Below are 19,978 nucleotides of genomic sequence, written 5' to 3'. Positions count from 1 at the left end.
TTAGCCCAGATGAAGGATGCGTCAAGATGCGACGCATTCACAACCTCGGTGTACCATGGGATTCCAAACGCACGGCGTGAACAAACTCGCCGGCGAGGCGGCAGGCTTGTCTCCAGCCCCGCAAGTCGACGTCATCGAAGTGCTGCTTCCCGATACCAACGGCATTCTCCGCGGCAAATGGCTGCCCGGTTCGGCGATCGACAAGGTCCTCAAGGACGGGGTGGCGATGCCGCAATCGATGTTCGGCCTCGATGTCTGGGGACGCGAGGTCGAGGAAACCGGCATCCACATCGAGACCGGCGACAAGGACGGCCTGTGCCGCCTGGTCCCCGGCACGCTCAAGCCGGTGCCCTGGTCTCCCCAACCCGCCATGCAGGCGCTGATCTCGATGTATCTGCCGGATGGCCAGCCCTGGATGCTCGATCCGCGCCATATCCTCAAGGCCCAGCTCGACAAGTTCACCGCCCGCGGCCTCAAGCCGGTGGTGGCTTTCGAACTCGAATTCTACCTGCTGCAGGGCGGCGGCGAACCGGGCGAGACACCCAAGACGGTGTTCCACCGCGACACCGGCCCCGCCCGCCAGAACATGTATTCGATCTCCGATCTCGACACCTTCGCGCCGGTGATCCAGGAGATGCGCGAGGCGGCCAAGATCCAGGGGTTGCCGGCGGATTCGGTGATTTCCGAGGCCGCTCCGGGGCAGTTCGAGATCAATCTCTACCATCGCGACGATGCCATGGCGGCGGCCGACGACGCCGTGCTGCTGCGCCGGATGATCCAGGGCGTGGCGCGCAAGCACGGCCTGCGCGCCAGCTTCATGCCCAAGCCCTATCTCGACACCGCCGGCTCCGGCATGCACATCCATGCCAGCCTTCTCGACGCCGAAGGCGCCAATGTCTTCGCCAAGCCCGATACCGGCGCCGAAACCCTGCGCCATGCCGTCGGCGGCATGCTGACCCATATGCCCGAGACGGCCCTGCTGTTCGTGTCGAGCTATAACGGCTTCCGCCGCCTGATGCCGGGTTCCTATGCGCCGGTCTCGCTGACCTGGGGCTATGACAACCGCTCGGTGGCCGTGCGCATCCCCAATGGCAGCCCGGCCGCCACCCGCATCGAGCACCGCATCGCCGGCGCCGACGCCAATCCCTATCTCGTCCTCGCCGCCATCCTGGCGGCGATGCACGAAGGCATGGAGACGAAGATGCCGGCCCCCGAGCCGATCATCGGCAATGCCTATGATCTCGGCGCCCCCCGGCTGTCGGGTTCGATGCAGGAAGCCGTCGCCCTGTTCCGGGCCTCGGATTTCGCCCGCCGGCATTTCGGCGCGCACTTCGCCGAAATCTATGCGGTGATGAAGGAACTCGAATGCGCCGAGTTCGAGCGCCGGATCTCAAGCCTGGAGTACGAAACCTATCTATAGAACGGCTCGCCCGCATTCGACCGGCGGCCATGAAGTTCCGTCCGCCGTCCCTTCCTGCCGCTTCCGGCGAGGCCGGGGATGACGGATCCACCCCTCGAGACGGTCAGGACTACGGCCTTTGGCATGGACCGCCCTGAACATCCGCTCCTGTCCCGAACTGCTTCTGCCTCATTAAACATCACGAAAAACCCTTCGGAAGGCTTGAGCAGATTCAGCAGGAGTTCTAGCTTTCGCACGACAGCGTCGCGTCCGGGAATGCGCGGCGCTCACCCAGAGGAGGTGTTCCCGATGTCAGCCTTCAAGAAACTGGCTCTCGCGGCCACGGCCGTGGCATTGCTCGCGGGCCAGGCCATGGCCGAGGACAAGGTCGTCAACGTCTATAACTGGTCGGATTACATTGGCCCGACCGTGCTCGAAGATTTCACCAAGGAAACCGGGATCAAGGTGGTCTACGACACCATGGATTCCAACGAAGTGCTGGAAACCAAATTGTTCGCCGGCAATTCCGGCTATGACGTCGTCTTCCCCTCTGCGACCTTCGCATCGCGCCAAATCAAGGCCGGCGTATTCCAGAAGCTGGACAAGTCCAAACTGCCGAACTACAAGGAATTGTGGCCCAAGATCATGGAAAATCTTGCGGTTTACGATCCTGGCAACGAATACCTCGTTGACTACACCTGGTTCACCACGGGCATCGCTTATAATGTCGACAAGGCCAAGGCCGTCTACGGCGACAAGCCGCTGAACAGCTGGGACGTGGTGTTCAAGCCCGAGAACCTCGCCAAGTTCAAGGATTGCGGTGTCTATTTCCTCGATAGCCCCGAGGACGTCCTGACCGCCGCCCTGAAATACCTCGGCAAGGAACCAGGCTCGACCGACAAGAAGGACATCGAGGCCGCCGGCAAGCTGCTCGAATCCGTCCGGCCCTATGTGAAGAAGTTCCACTCGTCCGAATATATCAACGCGCTCGCCAACGGCGACATCTGCCTGGCCATCGGCTGGGCCGGCGATACCTACCAGGCCAAGGCGCGCGCCGAGGAAGCCAAGAACGGCGTGAAGGTCGACTATGTCGTGCCCAAGGAAGGCACGCTGATGTCGATGGACACCATGGCCATTCCCAAGGACGCCAAGCATGTCGACGCGGCCCATGCCTTCATCAACTACATGATCCGTCCGGACGTCGCCGCCAAGAATGCCGATGCCACCAAGTTCGCCTCCGGCGTGCTGGCGGCCAAGCCCCTGGTCGACAAGGCGATCACCGACAATCCGCAGATCTATCTCAACGACGAGATGCTGGCCAAGACCTACACCGTGCAACCCTACGCGGCCAAGGTCCAGACGCTGGTCACCCGCACCTGGACCCGGGTCAAGACGGGCCAGTGAACCGATACCAATGCGCGCCGGAATTCCGGCACGCAGGAGGGATCTCAAACGGCGCGGTTTACGCGCCGTTTTCTTTTGTCCGATGAATTGATTTTGCCGGGCAATTGTCGTTCCATGCCGCCAACCAAAACGAACGAGGAACCGACATGCTCCCCAAGGAATTCGTGGTCGTCGATTCGCGCTTCAAGGCGCTCATCTTCGGCAACTCCCAGCTCGACAAGCTCTATACCGGCACGCGCTGGGCGGAGGGTCCGGCCTATTTTCCGGCCGGCAAATATCTGATCTGGTCCGACATCCCCAACAACCGGCTGCTGCGCTATGACGAGACCGACGGCTCGGTCTCGGTCTACGACCATGACAGCCGCAACCAGAACGGCCACACCGTCGACCGCGAGGGCCGGCTGATCGCCTGCGAGCATCGCGGGCGCTGCGTCAGCCGGATCGAGCATGACGGCAGCCGCACCATCCTGGCCGACAAATATGAGGGCAAGCGCCTGAACTCGCCCAATGATGCGGTGGTGAAGTCGGATGGCTCGATCTGGTTCACCGATCCGACCTATGGCATCGATTCCGAATATGAGGGCGATGCGGCCCCCTCCGAAATCGGCGCCTCCTATGTCTATCGCATCCCCGCGCGCGGCGGAAAGCTCACGGCGGTGGCCACCGATTTCGTCAAGCCCAATGGCCTTGCCTTCTCGCCCGACGAATCCAAGCTCTATATCGTCGACACCGGCGCCACCCATGTCGAGGACGGCCCGCGCCACATCCGCGTCTTCGACGTCGGCGAGGACGGCATCACGCTTTCGGGCGGCAAGGTCTTCGCCACCTCGCCGGCCGGCCTGTTCGACGGCCTGCGCGTCGACATCCACGGCAATGTGTGGACCTCGTCGGGCGAAGGCGTGATCTGCTACGCGCCCGATGGCGCGCTGCTCGGCAAGGTGCTCATCCCCGAAGTCGTCGCCAATGTCGAGTTCGGCGGCCCCAAGCGCAACCGCCTCTATATCTGCGGCACCACCTCGCTCTACGCGGTGTATCTGAACACCCAGGGCGCCAAGCGGCCGAAGAAATAGTGTTCAGGGCTCCCTGATCACCACATCATAAGCCGGCGCCCCAGCGGCGCCGGGCAGGCTGAAGTGCCACCATTCCCGCGCGTAATTGACGAGGCCATGCGCGGCAAAGCCGGCGACGAGGGCTTTGCGATTGGCGGCAGCCGCCGGTGACACCGCTTTGCTGGCGGTCCAGGAGACCTTGTCGAACAGATCGAAGCCGCCGCCGAAATCGAGCGGCACCACCTGCCCGGCAGCATCGACTTGCTCCGCCCCGACATCGACGGCAATCCCCTTCGAATGCATCGACGTGCGCGCGATATAGCCGAGCGCGAACAGCTTCGACTTCGCCGTGCGGGGATAAAACTCGGCCTTGGTACCCTGGTCGTCGGCGTCACCGGCCCAGGCGACGAAATCGGCCACGGCACGCTTCGGCCGATAGCAGTCATGGACGACGAGGCGCCAGCCGCGCGTCTCGAAATCGCGGGCGGCCGCCGCCAGAACCTGCGCCACCTCCCGCCGCAGCCAGCAGGCCGGACTTGCATAGCCGGCGATCGGCCGGCCGACGAAATTATGGGCGCCGGCATAGCGCATGTCCTGGCGGATCCCAGGCGCGACATCGGCCAGGCGGACGAAGCCGGGCGGCAGGTCGGCGGCAAGGGCGGGCGCAGAGAATAGGCTGATGGCGATGATGGTCGTCAGCAGAAACGAGGGAAGTGCTGCTCCCCTCATCCCCCTGCCGGGACCTTCTCCCGCAAGGGGAGAAGGGATTTTGTTGGTCATATTCCGAGGGGGACGAAGAGCCATCGACGCAATCAATGGCCTCAACCTATTTGCTTCCTTCTCCCCTTGCGGGTGTCGCCAACTCTCTTGAGTTGGCTTGAGGTCCCGGCAGGGGGATGAGGGGTGGTGGCCAGCCCTCAATTCTGCGGCTCGCATGTCGTCTCCGGCGCTGGCCAAAGCAGGAAGACACGGTGCTCCGGCCCATCGACGGCCTGGAAGCTGGCATTGCCCTGGGCGTCGGGATGCTCCACCTGCAGGCCGGCGGCGGGAACGTCGAGGCGGATGCCCTTAGCGTTCCGCGTCGCCGTGAGCATGCCGCCATCGCCGTCGAGCTTGCAGGAAAACACTGCTCCCTGCTGCCGGCAGCCGCCGCCCGCCCACCATTGACGCTTGTCGCCCCGGAACCACAGGCCAATACCGATGCCCGAGCCATTGTCGGCCAGGAGGCGCACGGTGATGCGGGTGACGCGCTGGTCGACATGCTTGACCAAATGGGCCGTATCATAGTCGCGGGCATAGCACAGCGCCGCCGAGGCAGGCCCAGCGATGCCTGCCAGACCGGCCAGCGCGGTCAAAACGCCAATAAACAGCCCTTTCGGGAACATTCCCCTGCTCTCCCCGACTCTATGCTGCCTGTAATTTCACTGGCATTGCGCGCCGGATGCAACTATCTCGACCTGATTATGGCATTGATCAAGATCTGCGGTCTCTCCACCCCCGAAACGCTGGACGCGGCTCTGGCCGCCGGCGCCGACATGGTCGGCTTCGTGTTCTTCGAGAAATCGCCGCGCCATATCGGCTATGACAAGGCGGCGCAGCTGGGTGCGCAGGTATCGGGCCGCGCCCGCAAGGCCGCGCTCTCCGTCGATGCCGATGACGACAGGCTCGATGCCATTGTCGCGGCGCTCGCCCCCGACGCCCTGCAACTGCACGGCAAGGAGAGCCCGGAGCGCGTCGCTGCGGTCAAGGCGCACTACGGCCTGCCGGTCCTGAAGGCGATCGGCGTCTCCAGTGCTGACGATCTCACGCGTGCCGCCGCCTATCGTGGTGTGGCCGACTGGCTGCTACTCGACGCCAAGCCCCCCAAGGATGCCGCCCACCCCGGCGGCAATGGCGTGGCATTCGACTGGACGCTGCTCAAGCATCTCGACCGCACCCTGCCCTTCATGCTATCGGGCGGGCTCGATCCCGCCAACGTTGCCGAAGCCATCCGCATCAGCACCCCCGACGGGGTCGACGTCTCGTCGGGCGTCGAAGACCGGCCCGGCGTGAAGAACCCCGACAAGATCAGGGCTTTCGTGGAAACGGCAAGGCATGCTTATGCCGCCGCCTTCACGAGCCCCGCTGACAACAGGCCGCAATGATGACCGACACCTCCAAGCTCAATTCCTTCCGCAACGGACCCGATGAGCGCGGTCATTTCGGGCAGTTCGGCGGACGTTTCGTCGCCGAGACGCTGATGCCGCTGATCCTGTCGCTGGAGGAGGCCTACAAGCAAGCCAAGGCAGACCCGGCCTTCCACAAGGAGATGGCGGGGCACCTTGCCACCTATGTCGGCCGGCCCTCGCCGCTCTATTTCGCCGAAAGGCTGACCGAGCATTTCGGCGGCGCCAAGATCTATCTGAAGCGCGAGGAGCTGAACCATACCGGCTCGCACAAGGTCAACAACGTGCTCGGCCAGATCATGCTGGCGCGCCGCATGGGCAAGCCGCGCATCATCGCCGAGACCGGCGCCGGCCAGCACGGCGTCGCCACCGCCACGCTCTGCGCCCGCTTCGGCCTGAAATGCGTCGTCTACATGGGCGCCGTCGACGTCGCCCGCCAGGCACCCAACGTCTTCCGCATGAAGATGCTCGGCGCCGAGGTCATCCCGGTGCAATCAGGTGCCAAGACGCTCAAGGACGCCATGAACGAGGCGTTGCGCGACTGGGTCACCAATGTGCACGACACTTTCTACTGCATCGGCACCGTGGCCGGGCCCCATCCCTATCCGGGCATGGTGCGCGATTTCCAGTCGATCATCGGGCGCGAGACCCGCGAGCAGATGATGGAGGCCGAGGGGCGCCTGCCCGACAGCGTGATCGCCTGCATCGGCGGCGGCTCCAATGCCATGGGCCTGTTCCATCCCTTCCTCGACGATCCCTCGGTCGAGATCATCGGCGTGGAAGCGGCCGGACACGGCCTTGACAGCCTGCACGCCGCCTCGATCGCCGGCGGCCGTCCCGGCGTGCTGCACGGCAACCGCACCTATCTTCTGATGGATGCCGACGGCCAGATCGAAGAAGCCCACTCCATTTCCGCCGGGCTCGACTATCCCGGCATCGGGCCGGAACATTCCTGGCTGCACGAGATCGGCCGCGCCACCTATCTGTCCGCGACGGACCAGGAGGCGCTGGACGCCTTCCAGCTGCTGTCGCGCCTGGAGGGCATCATTCCCGCCCTCGAATCGGCCCACGCCCTCGCCAAGGTGGCCGAGCTCGCGCCTGCCAGGCCCAAGGATCATCTGATGGTGGTCAATCTCTCCGGCCGCGGCGACAAGGACGTGCCGCAGGTTGCCGAGATTCTGGGAACGTCGCTGTGATGTTCCTCCCTGGGACCGCCGGCATCCTGCCGGCTCTTGGAAACGTTGCGCCCGTGGGAGCGGAAGAGGCCGGCAGGATGCCGGCGGTCCCGGGGCGCCATCCCATCCTGCCGCCCCCTGCTCCGAGCTTGTGACCCCATGACCAGCCGCCTCACCGCCCGCTTCGCCGCTTTGGCCGCCGAAAGGCGCGCCGCCCTGGTGACTTTCGTCACCGCCGGCGATCCCGATATCGAGACCTCCGCCAAGATCCTCGCCGGCCTGCCGGCGGCGGGCGCCGATATCATCGAATTCGGCATGCCCTTCACCGATCCGATGGCCGACGGCCCGGCCATCCAGGCCGCGGGCCTGCGCGCCCTCAAGGCGGGCATGACGCTGACCAAGACGCTCGGCGTCATCCGCGAATTCCGCAAGGGCAATGACAAGACCCCGGGCGACGACGCCACGCCGATCATCCTGATGGGCTATTTCAACCCGATCTACATCTATGGCGTCGAACGCTTCCTGGTCGATGCCAAGGAGGCTGGGGTCGACGGCCTGATCGTGGTGGATTTGCCGCCGGAAGAGGACGATGAGCTCTGCCTGCCGGCGCTGAAGGCCGGCATCGCCTTCATCCGCCTGGCGACGCCGACCACGGACGACAAGCGCCTGCCCAAGGTGCTGCAGAACACCTCCGGCTTCGTCTATTATGTTTCGATCACCGGCATCACCGGTTCGGCCACGCCCGATTTCGGCGTGGTGGCCGGCGCCGTCGGCCGCATCAAGCAGCATACCGACCTGCCGGTCTGCGTCGGCTTCGGCGTCAAGACCGCCGAGCACGCCCGGGCCATCGCCGAGGGCGCCGACGGCGTGGTGGTGGGCTCGGCTCTGGTGGAAGCGGTGCGCACCAGCCTCGATGCCGACAACAAGGCGACCGACAAGACCGTCCCGGCCGTGCTCGCGCTGGTCGGCGACATCGCCAAGGGCGCCCGCAGCGTCAGGAAATAAGGCCCGCATACCTATGCCCTTCTCCCCTTGCGGGTGCCGTCAACTCTCTTGAGTTGACTAGAGGTCCCGGCAGGGGGATGAGGGGTCGCGCGCCCTCTCGGAAATGTCGAGACACCCCTCATCCGGCACTTCGTGCCACCTTCTCCCGCAAGGGGAGAAGGGATGGGACCCGCGCAATCATCCCTTAAAACAGCTCCGGCCGCCTGAGCCGGAGCGTCTGCACCAGGCCGTAGGTCTTGAGGTCGCAAAGCTCGCCGCGGTCCGCCATGGCGGCCAATTCCGAGAGCCCGATCTCGACCACTTCGATCTCTTCGTTCTCCTCCGCCAGGCCGCCGCCGGGCCCCACGCGGCTTGCCGCCGAATATTCGGCCAGGAACATGTGCATCTTCTCGGTCGAAATGCCCGGCATCACGAAGGCCGCACCGAGTGGGACCAGGGCCTTCAATGCCAGCCCCGCCTCCTCCATCGCCTCGCGCCGGGCGCAATCGGCCGGATCGTCCTCGTCGAGGACGCCGGCCGGTGCCTCGAGCGAGGCCTGCACGCCATGCCCCTTGAGAATCGCCACGCGCAACTGGCGCACCAGCAGCGCCTGGCGGCGCTCCGGATCGAAGGGCAGGACCGTCACCGCATCGCCGTGGTCCTCGACGCTGCGGTGAATCACCGCGCCGCCGGGCGTGCGGGCCTTGACCATCAGCAGGCGGTTCCAGCCGTCATAAAGCAGGGCCTCGTCGAGAATCGCTGCAGGCAAGGCAATCACTCCGTTCGAATTCCGCGCAGACAAGCCCAGCAAGGTGTCAAACGCAAGGCGGAACGCCCGGTTCACGGCGCTTTCATCAAGCTGTCGCAAGAACTGCAAATGGGCGTTGACATCGGCTCTCCGCCCCCCTAGAAGACCCCCGCGCCCAGATGGCGGAATTGGTAGACGCGCACGGTTCAGGTCCGTGTACTGCAAGGTGTGGAGGTTCGAGTCCTCTTCTGGGCACCAGTTTCGGAAAGCCCCTTCCAGATCGTTGATTTGGAAGGGGCTTTTTTATTGCCTAAATCCAGGGCGCAGGCCGGATCCTGCGGGGCGCCGGAAAGGGATGGCGGCGGAATCATCTTTGCGCCGGTTTCGGCAAGAACGGCGCGGGAGCGTAACGATCAGGCCTGCCGGAGCGAAGACTCCACCGGAACGCATCACGTTCCGTCCTGCATCGGAAAGCGCCTGGAATAAAGCACCATGATGAACCGTCGTACCTTCTCGAAAACCTTCGCCGCCGGTGTTGCGGCATCATTGATCATGTCGCAAAAGTCGACCGCGGCCGGAATGGGCAAGCCCGTCCGCGCGCGGAACGTCGTCTTCGTGCACGGTCTCTTCGCCGATGGCTCCTGCTGGAGCGAGGTCATTGCGCGCCTGCAGGCCAAGGGCCTGAACGCAATCTCGGTGCAAAATCCGTTGACGTCCCTGCCCGAGGCCGTGGCGTCGGCCGAGCGCGTGCTGGCGAGGCAGGACGGGCCGACGGTGCTCGTCGGCCACTCTTTCGGCGGCATGATCGTGACGGAGGCGGGCTTGCATCCCAACGTCTCGGCACTGGTCTACGTCGCCGCCCGCGCGCCCGATGCCAATGAGGACTATGCCGCTCTGGCCAAGACCTATCCGACACCGCCGGCGACGGCCGGCATCGTGTTCGACGGCGACGAAGGGTGGTTGGGCGAGGAGGCCTTCCTTCGCGATTTCGGCGGCGATCTGCCGCGCGACAAGGCCCGGCTGCTCTATGCCGTGCAGCAACCCTTCCGCAAACAACTGCTCGCCGGCAAGGCAGCCGGTGCGGCTTGGCGCGCCAAACCCAGCTTCTATGCCGTGTCGACCGAGGACCGCACGATCAACCCCGACCTGCAGCGTTTCATGGCCAAGCGCATGGGCGCGACAACCATCGAGGTTCCGGCGAGTCACCTTTCCCTCATCTCCCGGCCCGACGAGATCACCGGATTGATCCTGGAAGCAACAGGGCAGGCAGGCTGAACACGACAGCCAGCCTCGAAAATGCCGACGCATTGTCTGCTTGCCGACGCATCACGCAGCCAGGGAAAACCGCCGCTGCCGGAAACACCGCCGCCCGGAGCCGGACTTCAGAGAGCCATGGCGCCAGTCAGCTGTCGTCGCGCAATCTCTCGGCCCGCTCGCGCGCTTCCGGGGGAATCGGCAGCAGGCCGGAGCCCCGCAGCATCGCCTCGATCGCGGTATTGGCATGGTCGAGCGCACTGCCGGCGGCATAATCCCCGTCCAGCCAGTCCGGCAATTCGTTGAGCACATTGGTGAGGCAGGCCAGCAGCATCGCCTCGTTGTCGGATAGGCTCGCCCTGATACGCTGATACTCGGCCGCGAGAACGGTCGGGTGCTCGTCATAGTCCAAGGGTCGAAATGCCATATACCGCAGCCCCGTCGCGTTGTTGCAGGCCTGGCAAAGTGCGTTCAGGCGCGCGTCAAAGCGTTTTGCGATTTGGCGGTGACGCCAAGAATCGCAAAACGCGTCAAACCAAAGAGTGAGAGCAAACAAGCGTTTCCGTTTAAACGCGCTTTGCTCTGGAGATCACTGGCTTATCGCGTGTAGCCGCCACGTTACAAGGCTCGCGATTATCTCCGCGGCGGCCGGCTTTGCGCAAGGCCTGCGACGGAAGGTTCCAAACAATCCGGTCACGCCGCTATCACGCTGCTGAGGGATTGTTAGCCTACAAACAGAACCAGGGGAGAACGATATGGGAATGCATCTGACCGGTCAGCACGGCGGCGAGGAGCCCTGCCTGATGTTCGAGGATTGCGGCGTTCTCTCCGCCGAGCGGCTGGAGCGGGGCATTTCCTGTCCCGACTTTGCCTCGCCAAGCTGCGCGACGAGCGGCATCGCCACCGTGAAGGCCAGGCTCGCCGTCCGCCAAGCCATGGCACGCGTCTATGGGCGGCTGAAGGAAACCGCCGATTGCAATGGCCGGGAGCGGGACTGAGCGCCGATCACGACACGTTCCGCCCCCGCGCACCGCTTCCCCGCGCTATTTGGCGGGCGATCACGCTGCCGCCACGAAGTTTGGCGACACTCCGGCCGAATGTGAGGCCATGTCGTGTATGGCCGCCTGCGGAGAGCTGACCATGCGTGGCATTCTAACCTTGTTGATCATCGTCTATCTGATCGGCGTGGGCGTCGAACTGGCGCCGGTGGTCCAGGGGCAGTGGAACAGCGGCTCGGCCTCCGATTTCGCCAGCAGCATCGCCCGGGCGCTTCCCGATGCCCTGACCTGGCCGGCCAAGGTCTATCGCAACCTGACCGAAAAGGTGTGAGCGACGGAACGGTCCTGGGGGATTGATTTTCGCCGAGACGCAGTCGGAGGGACCGGCCCTTGGCCGGTCCCTCGCGGCAGGATCATCCCGCTCAGGTCGTCTGTCCTCCGTCCACCGTCAGAATGGCGCCCGTGATGTGCCGCGCGGAGGGACTCGCCAGAAAGGCGACGGCGGCGGCGACATCCTCCGGCGCACCATAACGCCCAAGCGCGCTCAGGCTGCGCTGGAAGTCGGCGGACTCGCCATTGGCGGGGTTCATGTCGGTATCGGTCGACCCTGGCTGAACCAGGTTGACGGTGACATCGCGTGGCCCAAGCTCCTGGGCGAGGCCTCGTGTGAACGAATGCAAGGCAGATTTGGTCATATAGTAGAACGTGCCGGGGTGTCCGACGATGCGCTCGGCGCCCGCAGAACCGATCGTGACGATGCGTCCGCCAGCGGAAAGATGGGGAATGGCTGCCTGCGCGGCAAGCACAGGTCCGCGCACGTTGACGCCGAGCATCGCATCGATCGCCTCCACGCTGATCTCAGCTGTCGATGCGTAAAGCGCGATCGCGGCATTGTTGACGAGAATGTCGAGGCCGCCCAGCGCCTCGGCCGCTTGGTCGACAGAGCGCTTGATCGCCGCCGGATCGGCGCTGTCCGCCTGAATGGCGACAGCCTTGCGGCCCTTGCCCTCAATCGTCCGAACGACCTCGGCAGCGCGATCGGCCGACTTTTCATAGGTAAGCGCCACATCCGCGCCCTTTTCGGCAAGGGCGATCGCAATTGCGGCGCCAATGCCGCGAGACCCGCCCGTCACGAGCGCACGCTTTCCAGACAATTCCATGGTCACAGCCTTTATCTAGTGATCGATACAAAAATGCTAGGCCCATTGCCGAATAAGGTCAATGGATTTATGTAGTGATCGATGCAAAATTCTGACGCGAACTCCGATGCCGTCTCGGCGCCTCCCCCGGCGCGCGGGCGGCCGCGTGCCTTCGATCGGGCCGCTGCACTGGAGCAAGCGACCCGCCTGTTCTGGACCAAGGGTTTCGAAGCAACCTCCATCGCCGATTTGACGCATGCCATGGGCATCGGCGCGCCCAGCCTTTATGCCGCCTTCCAGTCGAAGGAGGCCCTTTATGCCGAGGCGCTGCGCCACTATGCCGAGACCAATGAGGGATATGTCTGGGCAAGGTTTCACGCCGCGGGGACCGCGCGCGATGCCGTCCGGTCACTCCTGATGGATTCGGCCGCCGCCCTGACCGGCTGCGTCGCGGACATCCCCCGCGGTTGCATGATCACGCTTTCGTCGGTCGGCAGCGAAGGCCATGCCGAGTTGGGCGAGTTGGTGCGCTCCGCGCGCGCCGTCACGCTCGAACGGCTGTTGACCCGCCTCGGCCAGGCGGCGGCGGATGGCGAGATCCCGGCCGCGACCGATCTCCACGCCCTCGCCCGCTTCGTGCAAACCATTCAGAACGGCATGTCGATCGTGGCCCGTGACGGGGCGAGCCGCGCCGAGCTGGAGGCGGTCGCCGATGTAGCCATGGCGGGATGGGACGCGCGGACCGCCAGGCCCGAGGACGGCGAGGGTTGACCCCTCGTCTTTCTCCCGTGCGGGCCTTATGATCGAATAGGTTTGTTCGCTTCGCGCGCATTGTGCCATCATGGGGGAAGCCTTGCAGGCGTCTTCGCAGCATGCCTGATCCCGCCGGTGGATTTGCGGCCGGAACGGTGGGACGTACGAGGCTCTCGCGCAGCCTGCGCCTCCTGTTCGTGCTGGCGGTCATGCCGTTCCTGGCCCTTGTCGTCTTCGTGCTCGCAGCCCTCGGCTTCGCGCTCCTGCCTGCGGCGGGGCGGACCCAGCAAGCCGAGGGGGAGCCGACGCTCTATGTGTGCGCCTCCCTCGCCCATGCCGACATCGTGCTGCCGAGCCGGGATAGCCTGGTCGATTGGTCGGGCTTGTTTCCGGCCGTTACCCCGCCCGACCTGCCATCCCACGCCTATCTTGCCTTCGGCTGGGGAGACCTCGTCTTTTTCCAGGAAACGCCGACCTGGGCCGACGCCAGAGTGTCGACGGCCCTGGCGGCCCTGGCCGGCCGGCACGACACCGCCCTCCGGGTGGTCGCCGTCAATCCGCCGGTCGCCAACCCCGACTGTCTGCCCCTTGCGGTCGACAGAGAGGGCCGGCAGGCCCTGATCGCCCATATCCGTGCGAGCCTGCAGCCGGACAGCGCCGGCAGAGCCCAGCAGCGCCCGGGCGGTGTCGGGCTCGAGGCGTTCTATCTCGCCAAAGGCCGCTACGGACCGTTCAATACCTGCAATCAGTGGGTGGCCGGGGCTCTCGCTGCCGCCGGCCTGCCCCATGCCCGCTTCGCCCCCTTCAGCTTCAGCGTGACTTGGCCGCTCCGCAAAGGCGACTCAGGCTAGAAATGCCCGTTTTTCTCTAATTCTTTGTTTTGACGCGCTTATACCGACGGGATTGATGCTTGACCGGTCAACCGCCGTCATTGCGACTGTCGGCCGTGATTTAACAAGTGCCGAGCCTCGGCGGGCCCGGCTGCTCGGCCCGACGATCGACCAGGCGAGTCCACCAAGTGGCAGCCCATCGCCAAACTCAAATCTTTCCTATTCCGTAAAGGAATTTGAATTTTCGGAAAAACTCATCCTGACAAGCATTTGCCGGACACAAGAAGAGGCGCAACCGTCTCCTTGGATTTTGCAACGGAGACAATTGGGTACTAAGGTGTCCATGAATTGCTGACACGAGGAATAAAATGGCTATCAATCTTCCAAGCCTCGTCTCCCAGTTGATCACCCCCGATCTGATCGAGCGCACCGCCGCAATCATCGGCATCGACCCGGCGCTGGCCCAAAAACTGGTCGGCGCCGCCATTCCCTCCGTGCTCGGTGCCTTTGCCAGCGAGGCCTCTTCCCCGGATGGCGCCAGGGGCATTTCCGATCTGATCTCCAGCCAGGATCCAGGCTTGTTCGATACGCTGGCCGCCGGCGTGATCAGCGGCGATGCCAATAGTCTGGCGAGCGGCGTCAACGTGCTCACGCCCCTGCTGGGCACCGAAGGCGTCAACCAGCTGGCCAATGTCCTGGGACAGGCCACCGGCGCCCCGCCGCAGGCAGCCGCTTCCGTGCTGGGCCTGGTCGGCCCAGCCGTCGTCGGCGCCCTCGGCAACCAGCCCCCCGAGAGCTGGGCGGACGGCCATGCTATATCCTCGCTTTTCGCGGCGGAGAAACAGGCGATCACGGCGGCGCTCCCGGCCAGCCTCGCGGCAGGGCTTGCCGACAGCGGCTTCCTGCAAGGGCTGGATACGGCGGTGAGCGGCGCCTTCCGCACCACGCCGCCCCAATCCACGCTGGGCTCGGCCACGCCGGGAGCGCAGGCGGGCACCTCCACCCTCGGATCCACCGAAGCGGCAGCGCCGGCCAGCCGCTCGACTCTCGACACCAGGCCGCCTCCCAGCCCCCAGCTGCAGCACCAGGCCGCTCCCCCGCCCCCGCCGCCATCGAGCGGCAGCATGACCTGGCTCTACCTCATCATCGCCGTCCTGATCGTCGGCGGCCTCGCCTGGTACTTCCTCTAAAAACGCCCTCAGGCGACAGCGCCGGCCACCACCGGCCAGATCGAGATGCCCGCGCCACGCCTGCTGGGTTGAAGCATCCCGCAGTCAAAGCGCGTCTCGACAAGAAAAAGGCGACGAAGCCTGCGCTTCGCCGCCTTCGATCCGCGACCCGCGGATACACTTCCCGTAAGCCGCCTGGATTGAGCCAAGCGCGATGTCTTCAAATCGCGCTTGGCTCTTTGTTAAGACAGGTTTTCTCAGTCAGCCAAACCCCGTCATTGCGAGCGTAGCGAAGCAATCCAGCGCTCGTCGTCGCGGCAGCTATGGCTCCTGGATTGCTCCGCTACGCCCGCAACGACGCGGGAGTCAAACATCGCGACCGCTCATATTAGTGCAAGGAAACCGGTACCAGTTCCTGCTGCCAGGCATTGGCGACCGCCCCCTCGGCCGAATCGGCAATCATGATCGGCGTACCATCGGCGGCATTGAGGGTGAACAGCTTCAAGCCGGGGCGGATCTCGCCCAACTGCGGATAGAGCCGCATGGCATCTTCCGACATGATCGGCTTGACATAGGCGACATGCCCGGCGCCCAGGGCAGCCAGCATTTCGGGGGTCGGCACAGCAGTCTTATCGTTCCGGATCATAGGAACCTCCTGAACGTTGAGAAACAATGGAAAAAAGGGGCAACCGGACCGTCAGTCCCGCACCGCGATGTCGATGCGCTTGGCGACGCGCTCGGGCTCCGGGCGGATCAAATCGACGGAAAGCAGGCCGTTCTTCAAATCGGCGCCCATCACCTCCATGCCATCGGCAAGAAGGAACGTGCGCTGGAACTGGCGGGCTGCGATACCGCGATGCAGGAAGACGCGGGACTTGTCGTCCACCTGCCGTCCACGGATGACGAGCTGGTTTTCCTCGATCGAGACGTCGAGTTCCTCGCGGCTGAAACCGGCGACGGCGAGTGTGATTCTCAGCCTCTCCGGCGGCCGGTCACAGGATCCGACTCGCTCGATATTATAGGGCGGATAGCCGTCATTGGCGGCTTTGGCGACCCTGTCCAGGGCTCGTTCGATCTCATCGAAGCCGAGCAGGAAGGGAGAGTTCAAGGTTGGTACGCGCGACATTGCAAAGCCCTCGCAGGAAGCGACTTTGTGACGGGACCCTGACGGCGTCCCCGTTCCGGCAACTCCGGAACAATCTCAATATGGGCAAGCACAAAGGGGTTTCAAGAGGGGTCCCGAATTGCGGTGAGGATTTCCGGATCGAACCCTCTGGAGGAAGGCGCGTGCTCCTGGACCCGCTCCGCCAGACTGACGAAGAGCCGGCAAGGATGCCTGCGCGCCCCGTATTCCATTCAATCGCAAAACGCTCTTGCGTGCAGCTCCCGGCCGGGGCAGGAACGGCACATGATCCCTCCCGGCCTTCTCATCGCCGCTCCCCGCTCGGGCTCCGGCAAGACCACCCTGGTGCTCGGCCTGCTGCGCGCCCTCGCCCGCGGCGGGGTCGCGGTGCAGCCGATGAAATGCGGGCCCGATTACATCGATCCCGGCTTTCATGCCGCAGCCGCCTCGCGGGTCAGCTATAATCTCGACAGCTGGGCGATGCGCCCGGCCCTCATCGACGGCCTCACTCGGCAGGCCGGCAACGATGCCGAGCTCTTCATCGGCGAGGCGCTGATGGGATTGTTCGACGGCGTTATCAGCGACGGTGCCAGCGGGGACGGCTCCTCCTCCGGCCTGGCAGCGCTGCTGGGATGGCCGGTGCTGCTGGTGCTCGATATCTCCGGTCAGTCGCAGTCGGCCGGCGCGGTGGCCAAGGGTTTTGCCAGCTTCCGTCCCGATGTGCGGGTCGCCGGCGTGGTGCTCAACAAGGTCGCGAGCCCCCGGCACGAAGCCCTGGCACGCAAGGGCATCGAGGAGGCCGGGCTGCCGGTGGTGGGTACGCTTCCCCGCAATGCCGACCTCGTCCTGCCCGAGCGTCATCTCGGCCTCGTCCAGGCCGACGAGACTGTCGAGCTCGACCGCCGCCTTGAAGCTCTGGCCGATTTCGTCGAAACCCATTGCGACATCGGCGCAATCCGGGCGCTGGCCGAGCCGACGAGACTGCCGACGGCCGGGCGCGATATGGGCCGCCGCCCCGTTGAATCGACTGAAGCGGGCCTCCGCCCGGGTGAACCGATTGAAGCGGGCCTCCGCCCACCTGGCCAGCGCATCGCCCTGGCCCGCGATGCCGCCTTCTCCTTCATCTATCCGCATCTCATCGCCGGCTGGCGCCGCCAGGGCGCCGAGATCATCCCCTTCTCGCCGCTGGCCGATGAGGGGCCGGCCGAGGATGCCGACGTCGCCTGGCTGCCGGGCGGCTATCCCGAACTCCACGGCGCTCGCCTCGCCACCGCCACCCGCTTCCAGAAAGCCCTGCGCCTGTTCGCGCAAACCCGCCCGGTGCACGGCGAATGCGGAGGCTATATGGTGCTCGGCCGGGTGTTGATCGATGCCGAGGGCACGGCTCATCGCATGACCGGCCTGCTCGATCTCGAGACCAGCTTCGCCAAGCGCCGCATGAATCTGGGCTACCGCCTGGCAGAACTGAAGCAGGATTGCCCGCTCGGCGCACGTGGCAGCCGGGTGCGCGGCCACGAGTTTCACTACTCGACAACCTTGCGCTCCGACGACACGCCGCTTTTCGAGGTCAGCGACGCCAACGGCACGCCCCTGGGCGCCCTGGGCGGGCGCCGCGGCCAGGTCACCGGCTCCTTCTTCCACGTGATCGACAAGGCCTAGAGCAAAGCGCGTTTAGACGGAAACGCTGCTTTGCTCCAGCTCTTTAATTCGGCGCGTCTTTGCGATTCTTGGTGATTCCACCAAACCGCGAAACGCTCTAGCGCTGCGTCCGCAATGACGGAAAACGCCTCCGCAATCGTAGTTGCGACTGGAATGCCGGGCCTCAGCCCGCAAATCCTCCGTCATCCAGAAAGCGCTGTTCTTCCGGCGTGCAGATGCGCCCAAGAATGGCGTTGCGATGAGGAAAGCGGCCGAAGCGGGCCACGATGTCGCGATGCTCCCGGGCATAGCGCAGATAGTCGCCTTCCAGCGTCCGGCACAAAGCGAGGGAGCGCTCCTGGTCGGCGAGTTCCTCCGAATGCATGAAGGGCAGGTAGAAAAAGATGCGCAGCTGCGGGTCGATGCTGCGGTCATGGCCAGCCGCCAGCGCCGCTGCTGCGGCCCGCCGTGCCAGGGGATCGCCGGCATACATGGCAGGCGTGTCGCGAAAGGCATTGCGTGGAAACTGGTCGAGCAGCAGCACCAGCGCGAGGGCACCCGGCGCAGTCGCACCCCATCCGTCGAGTTCGCCGCGCATTGCGGCCTGATGCAGGGGCAGGAACCGCTCGCGAAAGTCGCGGTCGAACGCCTCGTCCTTTTCGAACCAGCGCTCGGGGCCGGCATCGACCCAAAAATCGACGAGAGCACGGGCGGAAGGCGGAACTGATTCGACCATGCCGGGTTTCCTCTGGCCAGACGAGACGATAGGCGAAACTCGAACGAGCGGAGACACTGCATAGCGCTGCGGAAACTGCAATTCCACCATTGAACAATCGCCGAATGCTCGTCACATTAGTGTCGAGGAGACAGACCTTGTCCGCTGTGACGCCGACCCTTCCTTCGAGTGAACTTACTCAGCTGAACGAACGCTCGCGCGAGATATTCCGTCAGATCGTCGATTCCTATCTTGCAACGGGCGAACCCGTCGGCTCCCGCAACATTTCGCGCCTGCTGCCGACCTCGCTGTCGCCCGCTTCGGTGCGCAACGTCATGCAGGACCTGGAACTGCTCGGCCTGATCCAGGCGCCGCATACCAGCGCCGGGCGGCTGCCGACCGAACTGGGACTGCGCTTCTTCGTCGACGCCATGCTGGAATTCGGCGACCTCGCCGCTCAGGACCGCGCGCAGATCGATGCCCAGATCCGCGCGAGGACGCCCTCCCGCTCCCTTGAAGACGTGCTGATCGAAGCCTCGGCCACCTTGTCGGGCCTGTCGCGCGGCGCCGGGGTCGTCGTCACCGGCAAGCGCGACCAGCGGCTGAAGCATATCGAATTCGTGCGCCTCGAACCCACCCAGGCCCTGGTCATCCTGGTCTCCGAGGAAGGCGCGGTGGAAAACCGCGTGATCACCGTGCCGGTCGGCCTGCCGACATCGGCGCTGGTGGAAGCCTCCAACTATCTCAACGCCCGCGCCCGCGGCAAGACGATCGAGGACCTCAAACGCGAGATGAGCAGCGCCCTCGACGCCGGGCGCGCCGAACTCGACGACCTCACCACCAAGCTGATCAATACCGGCCTGGCAAGCTGGAGCGGCGGCTCCTCCGACCTGCCGCGCCAGCTCATCGTGCGCGGCCAGGCCAATCTCCTGGAAGACCTGCACGCCGGCGAAGACCTGGAACGCATCCGTCTGCTCTTCGCCGACATCGAGGCCAAGAAGGACCTGATCGATCTGCTCGGCCGCGCTGAAGGCGGCGACGGGGTGCGTATCTTCATCGGATCGGAAAACAAGCTGTTCTCGCTCTCCGGCTCCTCGATGATCGCTGCTCCCTTCCGGGATGCCAACCAGAAGATCGTCGGCGTGCTCGGCGTGATCGGGCCGACACGGCTGAACTATGCCCGCGTGGTGCCGATGGTCGACTATACTGCCAAGGTCATCGGGAAACTGCTGAAGCCCTGACGGCAATGCGGGTAATTCCTGGCCGATCCTCGATTATGGCGTGAGCCTTGTCATTGCCGGGCTTGACCCGGCAACCCAGCCTATCCTTCATGACGACGGCCGAGCCGCTGGATGCCCAGGTCAAACCCAGGCACGACATAAGCCAGGGCCACTTTTGTGTAGACCGGCCCCTCTGCCTGGGCGTGCCGGCAGCC

Annotated in this window: 22 protein-coding genes and 1 tRNA gene; 15 read left to right on the top strand and 8 right to left on the bottom strand. The window is 64.8% G+C overall.

What is annotated here, in order from left to right; translation table 11 throughout:
- Positions 1 to 76: 76 nt before the first annotated feature.
- The 3 genes from J8I29_RS20265 (at position 77) to J8I29_RS20255 (ending at position 3,873) form a co-directional block, all read left to right on the top strand.
- On the top strand, positions 77 to 1,420 hold the full coding sequence (locus J8I29_RS20265; RefSeq protein ID WP_348536094.1) for a glutamine synthetase family protein: 1,344 nt from the start codon (positions 77 to 79) through the stop codon (positions 1,418 to 1,420).
- A 351-nt stretch (positions 1,421 to 1,771) separates the two neighbouring features.
- Positions 1,772 to 2,803, top strand: coding sequence for a polyamine ABC transporter substrate-binding protein (locus tag J8I29_RS20260; RefSeq protein WP_280870949.1), 1,032 nt, complete (start codon positions 1,772 to 1,774; stop codon positions 2,801 to 2,803).
- A 146-nt stretch (positions 2,804 to 2,949) separates the two neighbouring features.
- Positions 2,950 to 3,873, top strand: a complete 924-nt coding sequence (locus J8I29_RS20255; RefSeq protein WP_209433033.1) for an SMP-30/gluconolactonase/LRE family protein — start codon at positions 2,950 to 2,952, stop codon at positions 3,871 to 3,873.
- 3 nt (positions 3,874 to 3,876) lie between these two features.
- On the opposite strand, the gene J8I29_RS20250 is transcribed toward J8I29_RS20255, so the two are convergent.
- Positions 3,877 to 4,581: a M15 family metallopeptidase gene (locus J8I29_RS20250; protein WP_209433032.1), complete on the bottom strand. Its 705-nt coding sequence runs from the start codon at positions 4,579 to 4,581 to the stop codon at positions 3,877 to 3,879.
- Between the two features lie 188 nt (positions 4,582 to 4,769).
- Positions 4,770 to 5,237 carry a hypothetical protein gene (locus J8I29_RS20245; RefSeq protein ID WP_209433031.1) on the bottom strand — a complete coding sequence of 156 codons (468 nt, stop codon included), beginning with the start codon at positions 5,235 to 5,237 and terminating at the stop codon, positions 4,770 to 4,772.
- A gap of 75 nt (positions 5,238 to 5,312) precedes the next feature.
- Between J8I29_RS20245 and J8I29_RS20240 the strand changes: the two genes are divergently transcribed.
- The 3 genes from J8I29_RS20240 to trpA all read left to right on the top strand — a co-directional run bounded on the left by J8I29_RS20240 (position 5,313) and on the right by trpA (position 8,197).
- Entirely contained in the window at positions 5,313 to 5,996 is a 684-nt protein-coding gene (locus J8I29_RS20240) for a phosphoribosylanthranilate isomerase (RefSeq protein WP_209433094.1), read from the top strand.
- Entirely contained in the window at positions 5,996 to 7,213 is a 1,218-nt protein-coding gene (gene trpB, locus J8I29_RS20235) for a tryptophan synthase subunit beta (RefSeq protein ID WP_209433030.1), read from the top strand. The genes J8I29_RS20240 and trpB overlap by 1 nt, the downstream gene beginning before the upstream one ends.
- Positions 7,214 to 7,351: 138 nt before the next feature.
- Positions 7,352 to 8,197, top strand: coding sequence for a tryptophan synthase subunit alpha (trpA, locus tag J8I29_RS20230; RefSeq protein ID WP_209433029.1), 846 nt, complete (start codon positions 7,352 to 7,354; stop codon positions 8,195 to 8,197).
- A gap of 184 nt (positions 8,198 to 8,381) precedes the next feature.
- Here the strand turns inward: trpA and J8I29_RS20225 are convergent, their stop codons facing one another.
- Entirely contained in the window at positions 8,382 to 8,888 is a 507-nt protein-coding gene (locus J8I29_RS20225; protein WP_209433093.1) for an NUDIX hydrolase, read from the bottom strand.
- A 209-nt stretch (positions 8,889 to 9,097) separates the two neighbouring features.
- Here J8I29_RS20225 and J8I29_RS20220 point away from each other — a divergent pair.
- Together J8I29_RS20220 and J8I29_RS20215 are read left to right on the top strand one after the other, a co-directional pair.
- A tRNA-Leu gene (locus J8I29_RS20220) sits at positions 9,098 to 9,182 on the top strand.
- 234 nt (positions 9,183 to 9,416) lie between these two features.
- Positions 9,417 to 10,199 carry an alpha/beta hydrolase gene (locus J8I29_RS20215; RefSeq protein WP_105863348.1) on the top strand — a complete coding sequence of 261 codons (783 nt, stop codon included), beginning with the start codon at positions 9,417 to 9,419 and terminating at the stop codon, positions 10,197 to 10,199.
- Positions 10,200 to 10,326: 127 nt separating this feature from the next.
- On the opposite strand, the gene J8I29_RS20210 is transcribed toward J8I29_RS20215, so the two are convergent.
- Complete coding sequence (locus J8I29_RS20210) at positions 10,327 to 10,605, bottom strand: hypothetical protein (protein ID WP_209433028.1); 279 nt, start codon at positions 10,603 to 10,605, stop codon at positions 10,327 to 10,329.
- 328 nt (positions 10,606 to 10,933) lie between these two features.
- On the opposite strand from J8I29_RS20210, the gene J8I29_RS20205 reads away from it, so the two are divergent.
- Both J8I29_RS20205 and J8I29_RS20200 read left to right on the top strand, forming a co-directional pair.
- Positions 10,934 to 11,176: a hypothetical protein gene (locus J8I29_RS20205; protein WP_209433027.1), complete on the top strand. Its 243-nt coding sequence runs from the start codon at positions 10,934 to 10,936 to the stop codon at positions 11,174 to 11,176.
- Positions 11,177 to 11,318: 142 nt separating this feature from the next.
- Positions 11,319 to 11,507, top strand: coding sequence for a hypothetical protein (locus tag J8I29_RS20200; protein WP_146126942.1), 189 nt, complete (start codon positions 11,319 to 11,321; stop codon positions 11,505 to 11,507).
- 91 nt (positions 11,508 to 11,598) lie between these two features.
- Here the strand turns inward: J8I29_RS20200 and J8I29_RS20195 are convergent, their stop codons facing one another.
- Positions 11,599 to 12,336, bottom strand: coding sequence for an SDR family oxidoreductase (locus tag J8I29_RS20195; protein WP_209433026.1), 738 nt, complete (start codon positions 12,334 to 12,336; stop codon positions 11,599 to 11,601).
- A gap of 81 nt (positions 12,337 to 12,417) precedes the next feature.
- On the opposite strand from J8I29_RS20195, the gene J8I29_RS20190 reads away from it, so the two are divergent.
- The 3 genes from J8I29_RS20190 (at position 12,418) to J8I29_RS20180 (ending at position 15,088) form a co-directional block, all read left to right on the top strand.
- Positions 12,418 to 13,086 carry a TetR/AcrR family transcriptional regulator gene (locus J8I29_RS20190; protein WP_209433025.1) on the top strand — a complete coding sequence of 223 codons (669 nt, stop codon included), beginning with the start codon at positions 12,418 to 12,420 and terminating at the stop codon, positions 13,084 to 13,086.
- Positions 13,087 to 13,187: 101 nt separating this feature from the next.
- Entirely contained in the window at positions 13,188 to 13,919 is a 732-nt protein-coding gene (locus tag J8I29_RS20185) for a DUF2459 domain-containing protein (protein WP_209433024.1), read from the top strand.
- A 347-nt stretch (positions 13,920 to 14,266) separates the two neighbouring features.
- Positions 14,267 to 15,088: a DUF937 domain-containing protein gene (locus J8I29_RS20180; protein ID WP_209433023.1), complete on the top strand. Its 822-nt coding sequence runs from the start codon at positions 14,267 to 14,269 to the stop codon at positions 15,086 to 15,088.
- Between the two features lie 367 nt (positions 15,089 to 15,455).
- Here J8I29_RS20180 and J8I29_RS20175 read toward each other — a convergent pair whose 3' ends face one another.
- Both J8I29_RS20175 and J8I29_RS20170 read right to left on the bottom strand, forming a co-directional pair.
- Complete coding sequence (locus J8I29_RS20175; protein WP_105863356.1) at positions 15,456 to 15,713, bottom strand: DUF1150 domain-containing protein; 258 nt, start codon at positions 15,711 to 15,713, stop codon at positions 15,456 to 15,458.
- 51 nt (positions 15,714 to 15,764) lie between these two features.
- Complete coding sequence (locus J8I29_RS20170; RefSeq protein ID WP_068293755.1) at positions 15,765 to 16,193, bottom strand: Hsp20 family protein; 429 nt, start codon at positions 16,191 to 16,193, stop codon at positions 15,765 to 15,767.
- Positions 16,194 to 16,475: 282 nt separating this feature from the next.
- Between J8I29_RS20170 and J8I29_RS20165 the strand changes: the two genes are divergently transcribed.
- Complete coding sequence (locus tag J8I29_RS20165; protein ID WP_209433022.1) at positions 16,476 to 17,849, top strand: cobyrinate a,c-diamide synthase; 1,374 nt, start codon at positions 16,476 to 16,478, stop codon at positions 17,847 to 17,849.
- A gap of 163 nt (positions 17,850 to 18,012) precedes the next feature.
- Here J8I29_RS20165 and J8I29_RS20160 read toward each other — a convergent pair whose 3' ends face one another.
- The gene (locus J8I29_RS20160) at positions 18,013 to 18,564 is read right to left on the bottom strand and encodes a DUF924 family protein (RefSeq protein WP_105863358.1); all 552 of its coding nucleotides are present in this window, start codon (positions 18,562 to 18,564) and stop codon (positions 18,013 to 18,015) included.
- A gap of 137 nt (positions 18,565 to 18,701) precedes the next feature.
- On the opposite strand from J8I29_RS20160, the gene hrcA reads away from it, so the two are divergent.
- Positions 18,702 to 19,784, top strand: coding sequence for a heat-inducible transcriptional repressor HrcA (gene hrcA, locus J8I29_RS20155; RefSeq protein WP_245197181.1), 1,083 nt, complete (start codon positions 18,702 to 18,704; stop codon positions 19,782 to 19,784).
- Positions 19,785 to 19,978: the final 194 nt, after the last annotated feature.

It is taken from the genome of Labrys sp. LIt4, from assembly GCF_017813775.1.
Taxonomy (GTDB): domain Bacteria; phylum Pseudomonadota; class Alphaproteobacteria; order Rhizobiales; family Labraceae; genus Labrys; species Labrys okinawensis_A.
Note: the sequence above shows the minus strand (reverse complement) of the source record. Positions and strands in the feature narration are given on the sequence as shown.

Excerpts from the sequence above, each read along its gene's own strand:
- J8I29_RS20190 (WP_209433025.1), top strand. The coding sequence starts at position 12,418 with ATGCAAAATTCTGACGCGAACTCCGATGCCGTCTCGGCGCCTCCCCCG.
- J8I29_RS20215 (WP_105863348.1), top strand. The coding sequence starts at position 9,417 with ATGATGAACCGTCGTACCTTCTCGAAAACCTTCGCCGCCGGTGTTGCG.
- J8I29_RS20225 (WP_209433093.1), bottom strand. The coding sequence starts at position 8,888 with ATGGTCAAGGCCCGCACGCCCGGCGGCGCGGTGATTCACCGCAGCGTC.
- J8I29_RS20195 (WP_209433026.1), bottom strand. The coding sequence starts at position 12,336 with ATGGAATTGTCTGGAAAGCGTGCGCTCGTGACGGGCGGGTCTCGCGGC.
- J8I29_RS20200 (WP_146126942.1), top strand. The coding sequence starts at position 11,319 with ATGCGTGGCATTCTAACCTTGTTGATCATCGTCTATCTGATCGGCGTG.
- J8I29_RS20185 (WP_209433024.1), top strand. The coding sequence starts at position 13,188 with ATGCCTGATCCCGCCGGTGGATTTGCGGCCGGAACGGTGGGACGTACG.
- J8I29_RS20205 (WP_209433027.1), top strand. The coding sequence starts at position 10,934 with ATGGGAATGCATCTGACCGGTCAGCACGGCGGCGAGGAGCCCTGCCTG.
- J8I29_RS20245 (WP_209433031.1), bottom strand. The coding sequence starts at position 5,237 with ATGTTCCCGAAAGGGCTGTTTATTGGCGTTTTGACCGCGCTGGCCGGT.
- J8I29_RS20210 (WP_209433028.1), bottom strand. The coding sequence starts at position 10,605 with ATGGCATTTCGACCCTTGGACTATGACGAGCACCCGACCGTTCTCGCG.
- trpB (WP_209433030.1), top strand. The coding sequence starts at position 5,996 with ATGACCGACACCTCCAAGCTCAATTCCTTCCGCAACGGACCCGATGAG.
- J8I29_RS20250 (WP_209433032.1), bottom strand. The coding sequence starts at position 4,581 with ATGAGGGGAGCAGCACTTCCCTCGTTTCTGCTGACGACCATCATCGCC.
- J8I29_RS20175 (WP_105863356.1), bottom strand. The coding sequence starts at position 15,713 with ATGATCCGGAACGATAAGACTGCTGTGCCGACCCCCGAAATGCTGGCT.
- J8I29_RS20255 (WP_209433033.1), top strand. The coding sequence starts at position 2,950 with ATGCTCCCCAAGGAATTCGTGGTCGTCGATTCGCGCTTCAAGGCGCTC.
- J8I29_RS20260 (WP_280870949.1), top strand. The coding sequence starts at position 1,772 with ATGGCCGAGGACAAGGTCGTCAACGTCTATAACTGGTCGGATTACATT.
- J8I29_RS20160 (WP_105863358.1), bottom strand. The coding sequence starts at position 18,564 with ATGGTCGAATCAGTTCCGCCTTCCGCCCGTGCTCTCGTCGATTTTTGG.
- J8I29_RS20165 (WP_209433022.1), top strand. The coding sequence starts at position 16,476 with ATGATCCCTCCCGGCCTTCTCATCGCCGCTCCCCGCTCGGGCTCCGGC.
- J8I29_RS20170 (WP_068293755.1), bottom strand. The coding sequence starts at position 16,193 with ATGTCGCGCGTACCAACCTTGAACTCTCCCTTCCTGCTCGGCTTCGAT.
- J8I29_RS20180 (WP_209433023.1), top strand. The coding sequence starts at position 14,267 with ATGGCTATCAATCTTCCAAGCCTCGTCTCCCAGTTGATCACCCCCGAT.
- trpA (WP_209433029.1), top strand. The coding sequence starts at position 7,352 with ATGACCAGCCGCCTCACCGCCCGCTTCGCCGCTTTGGCCGCCGAAAGG.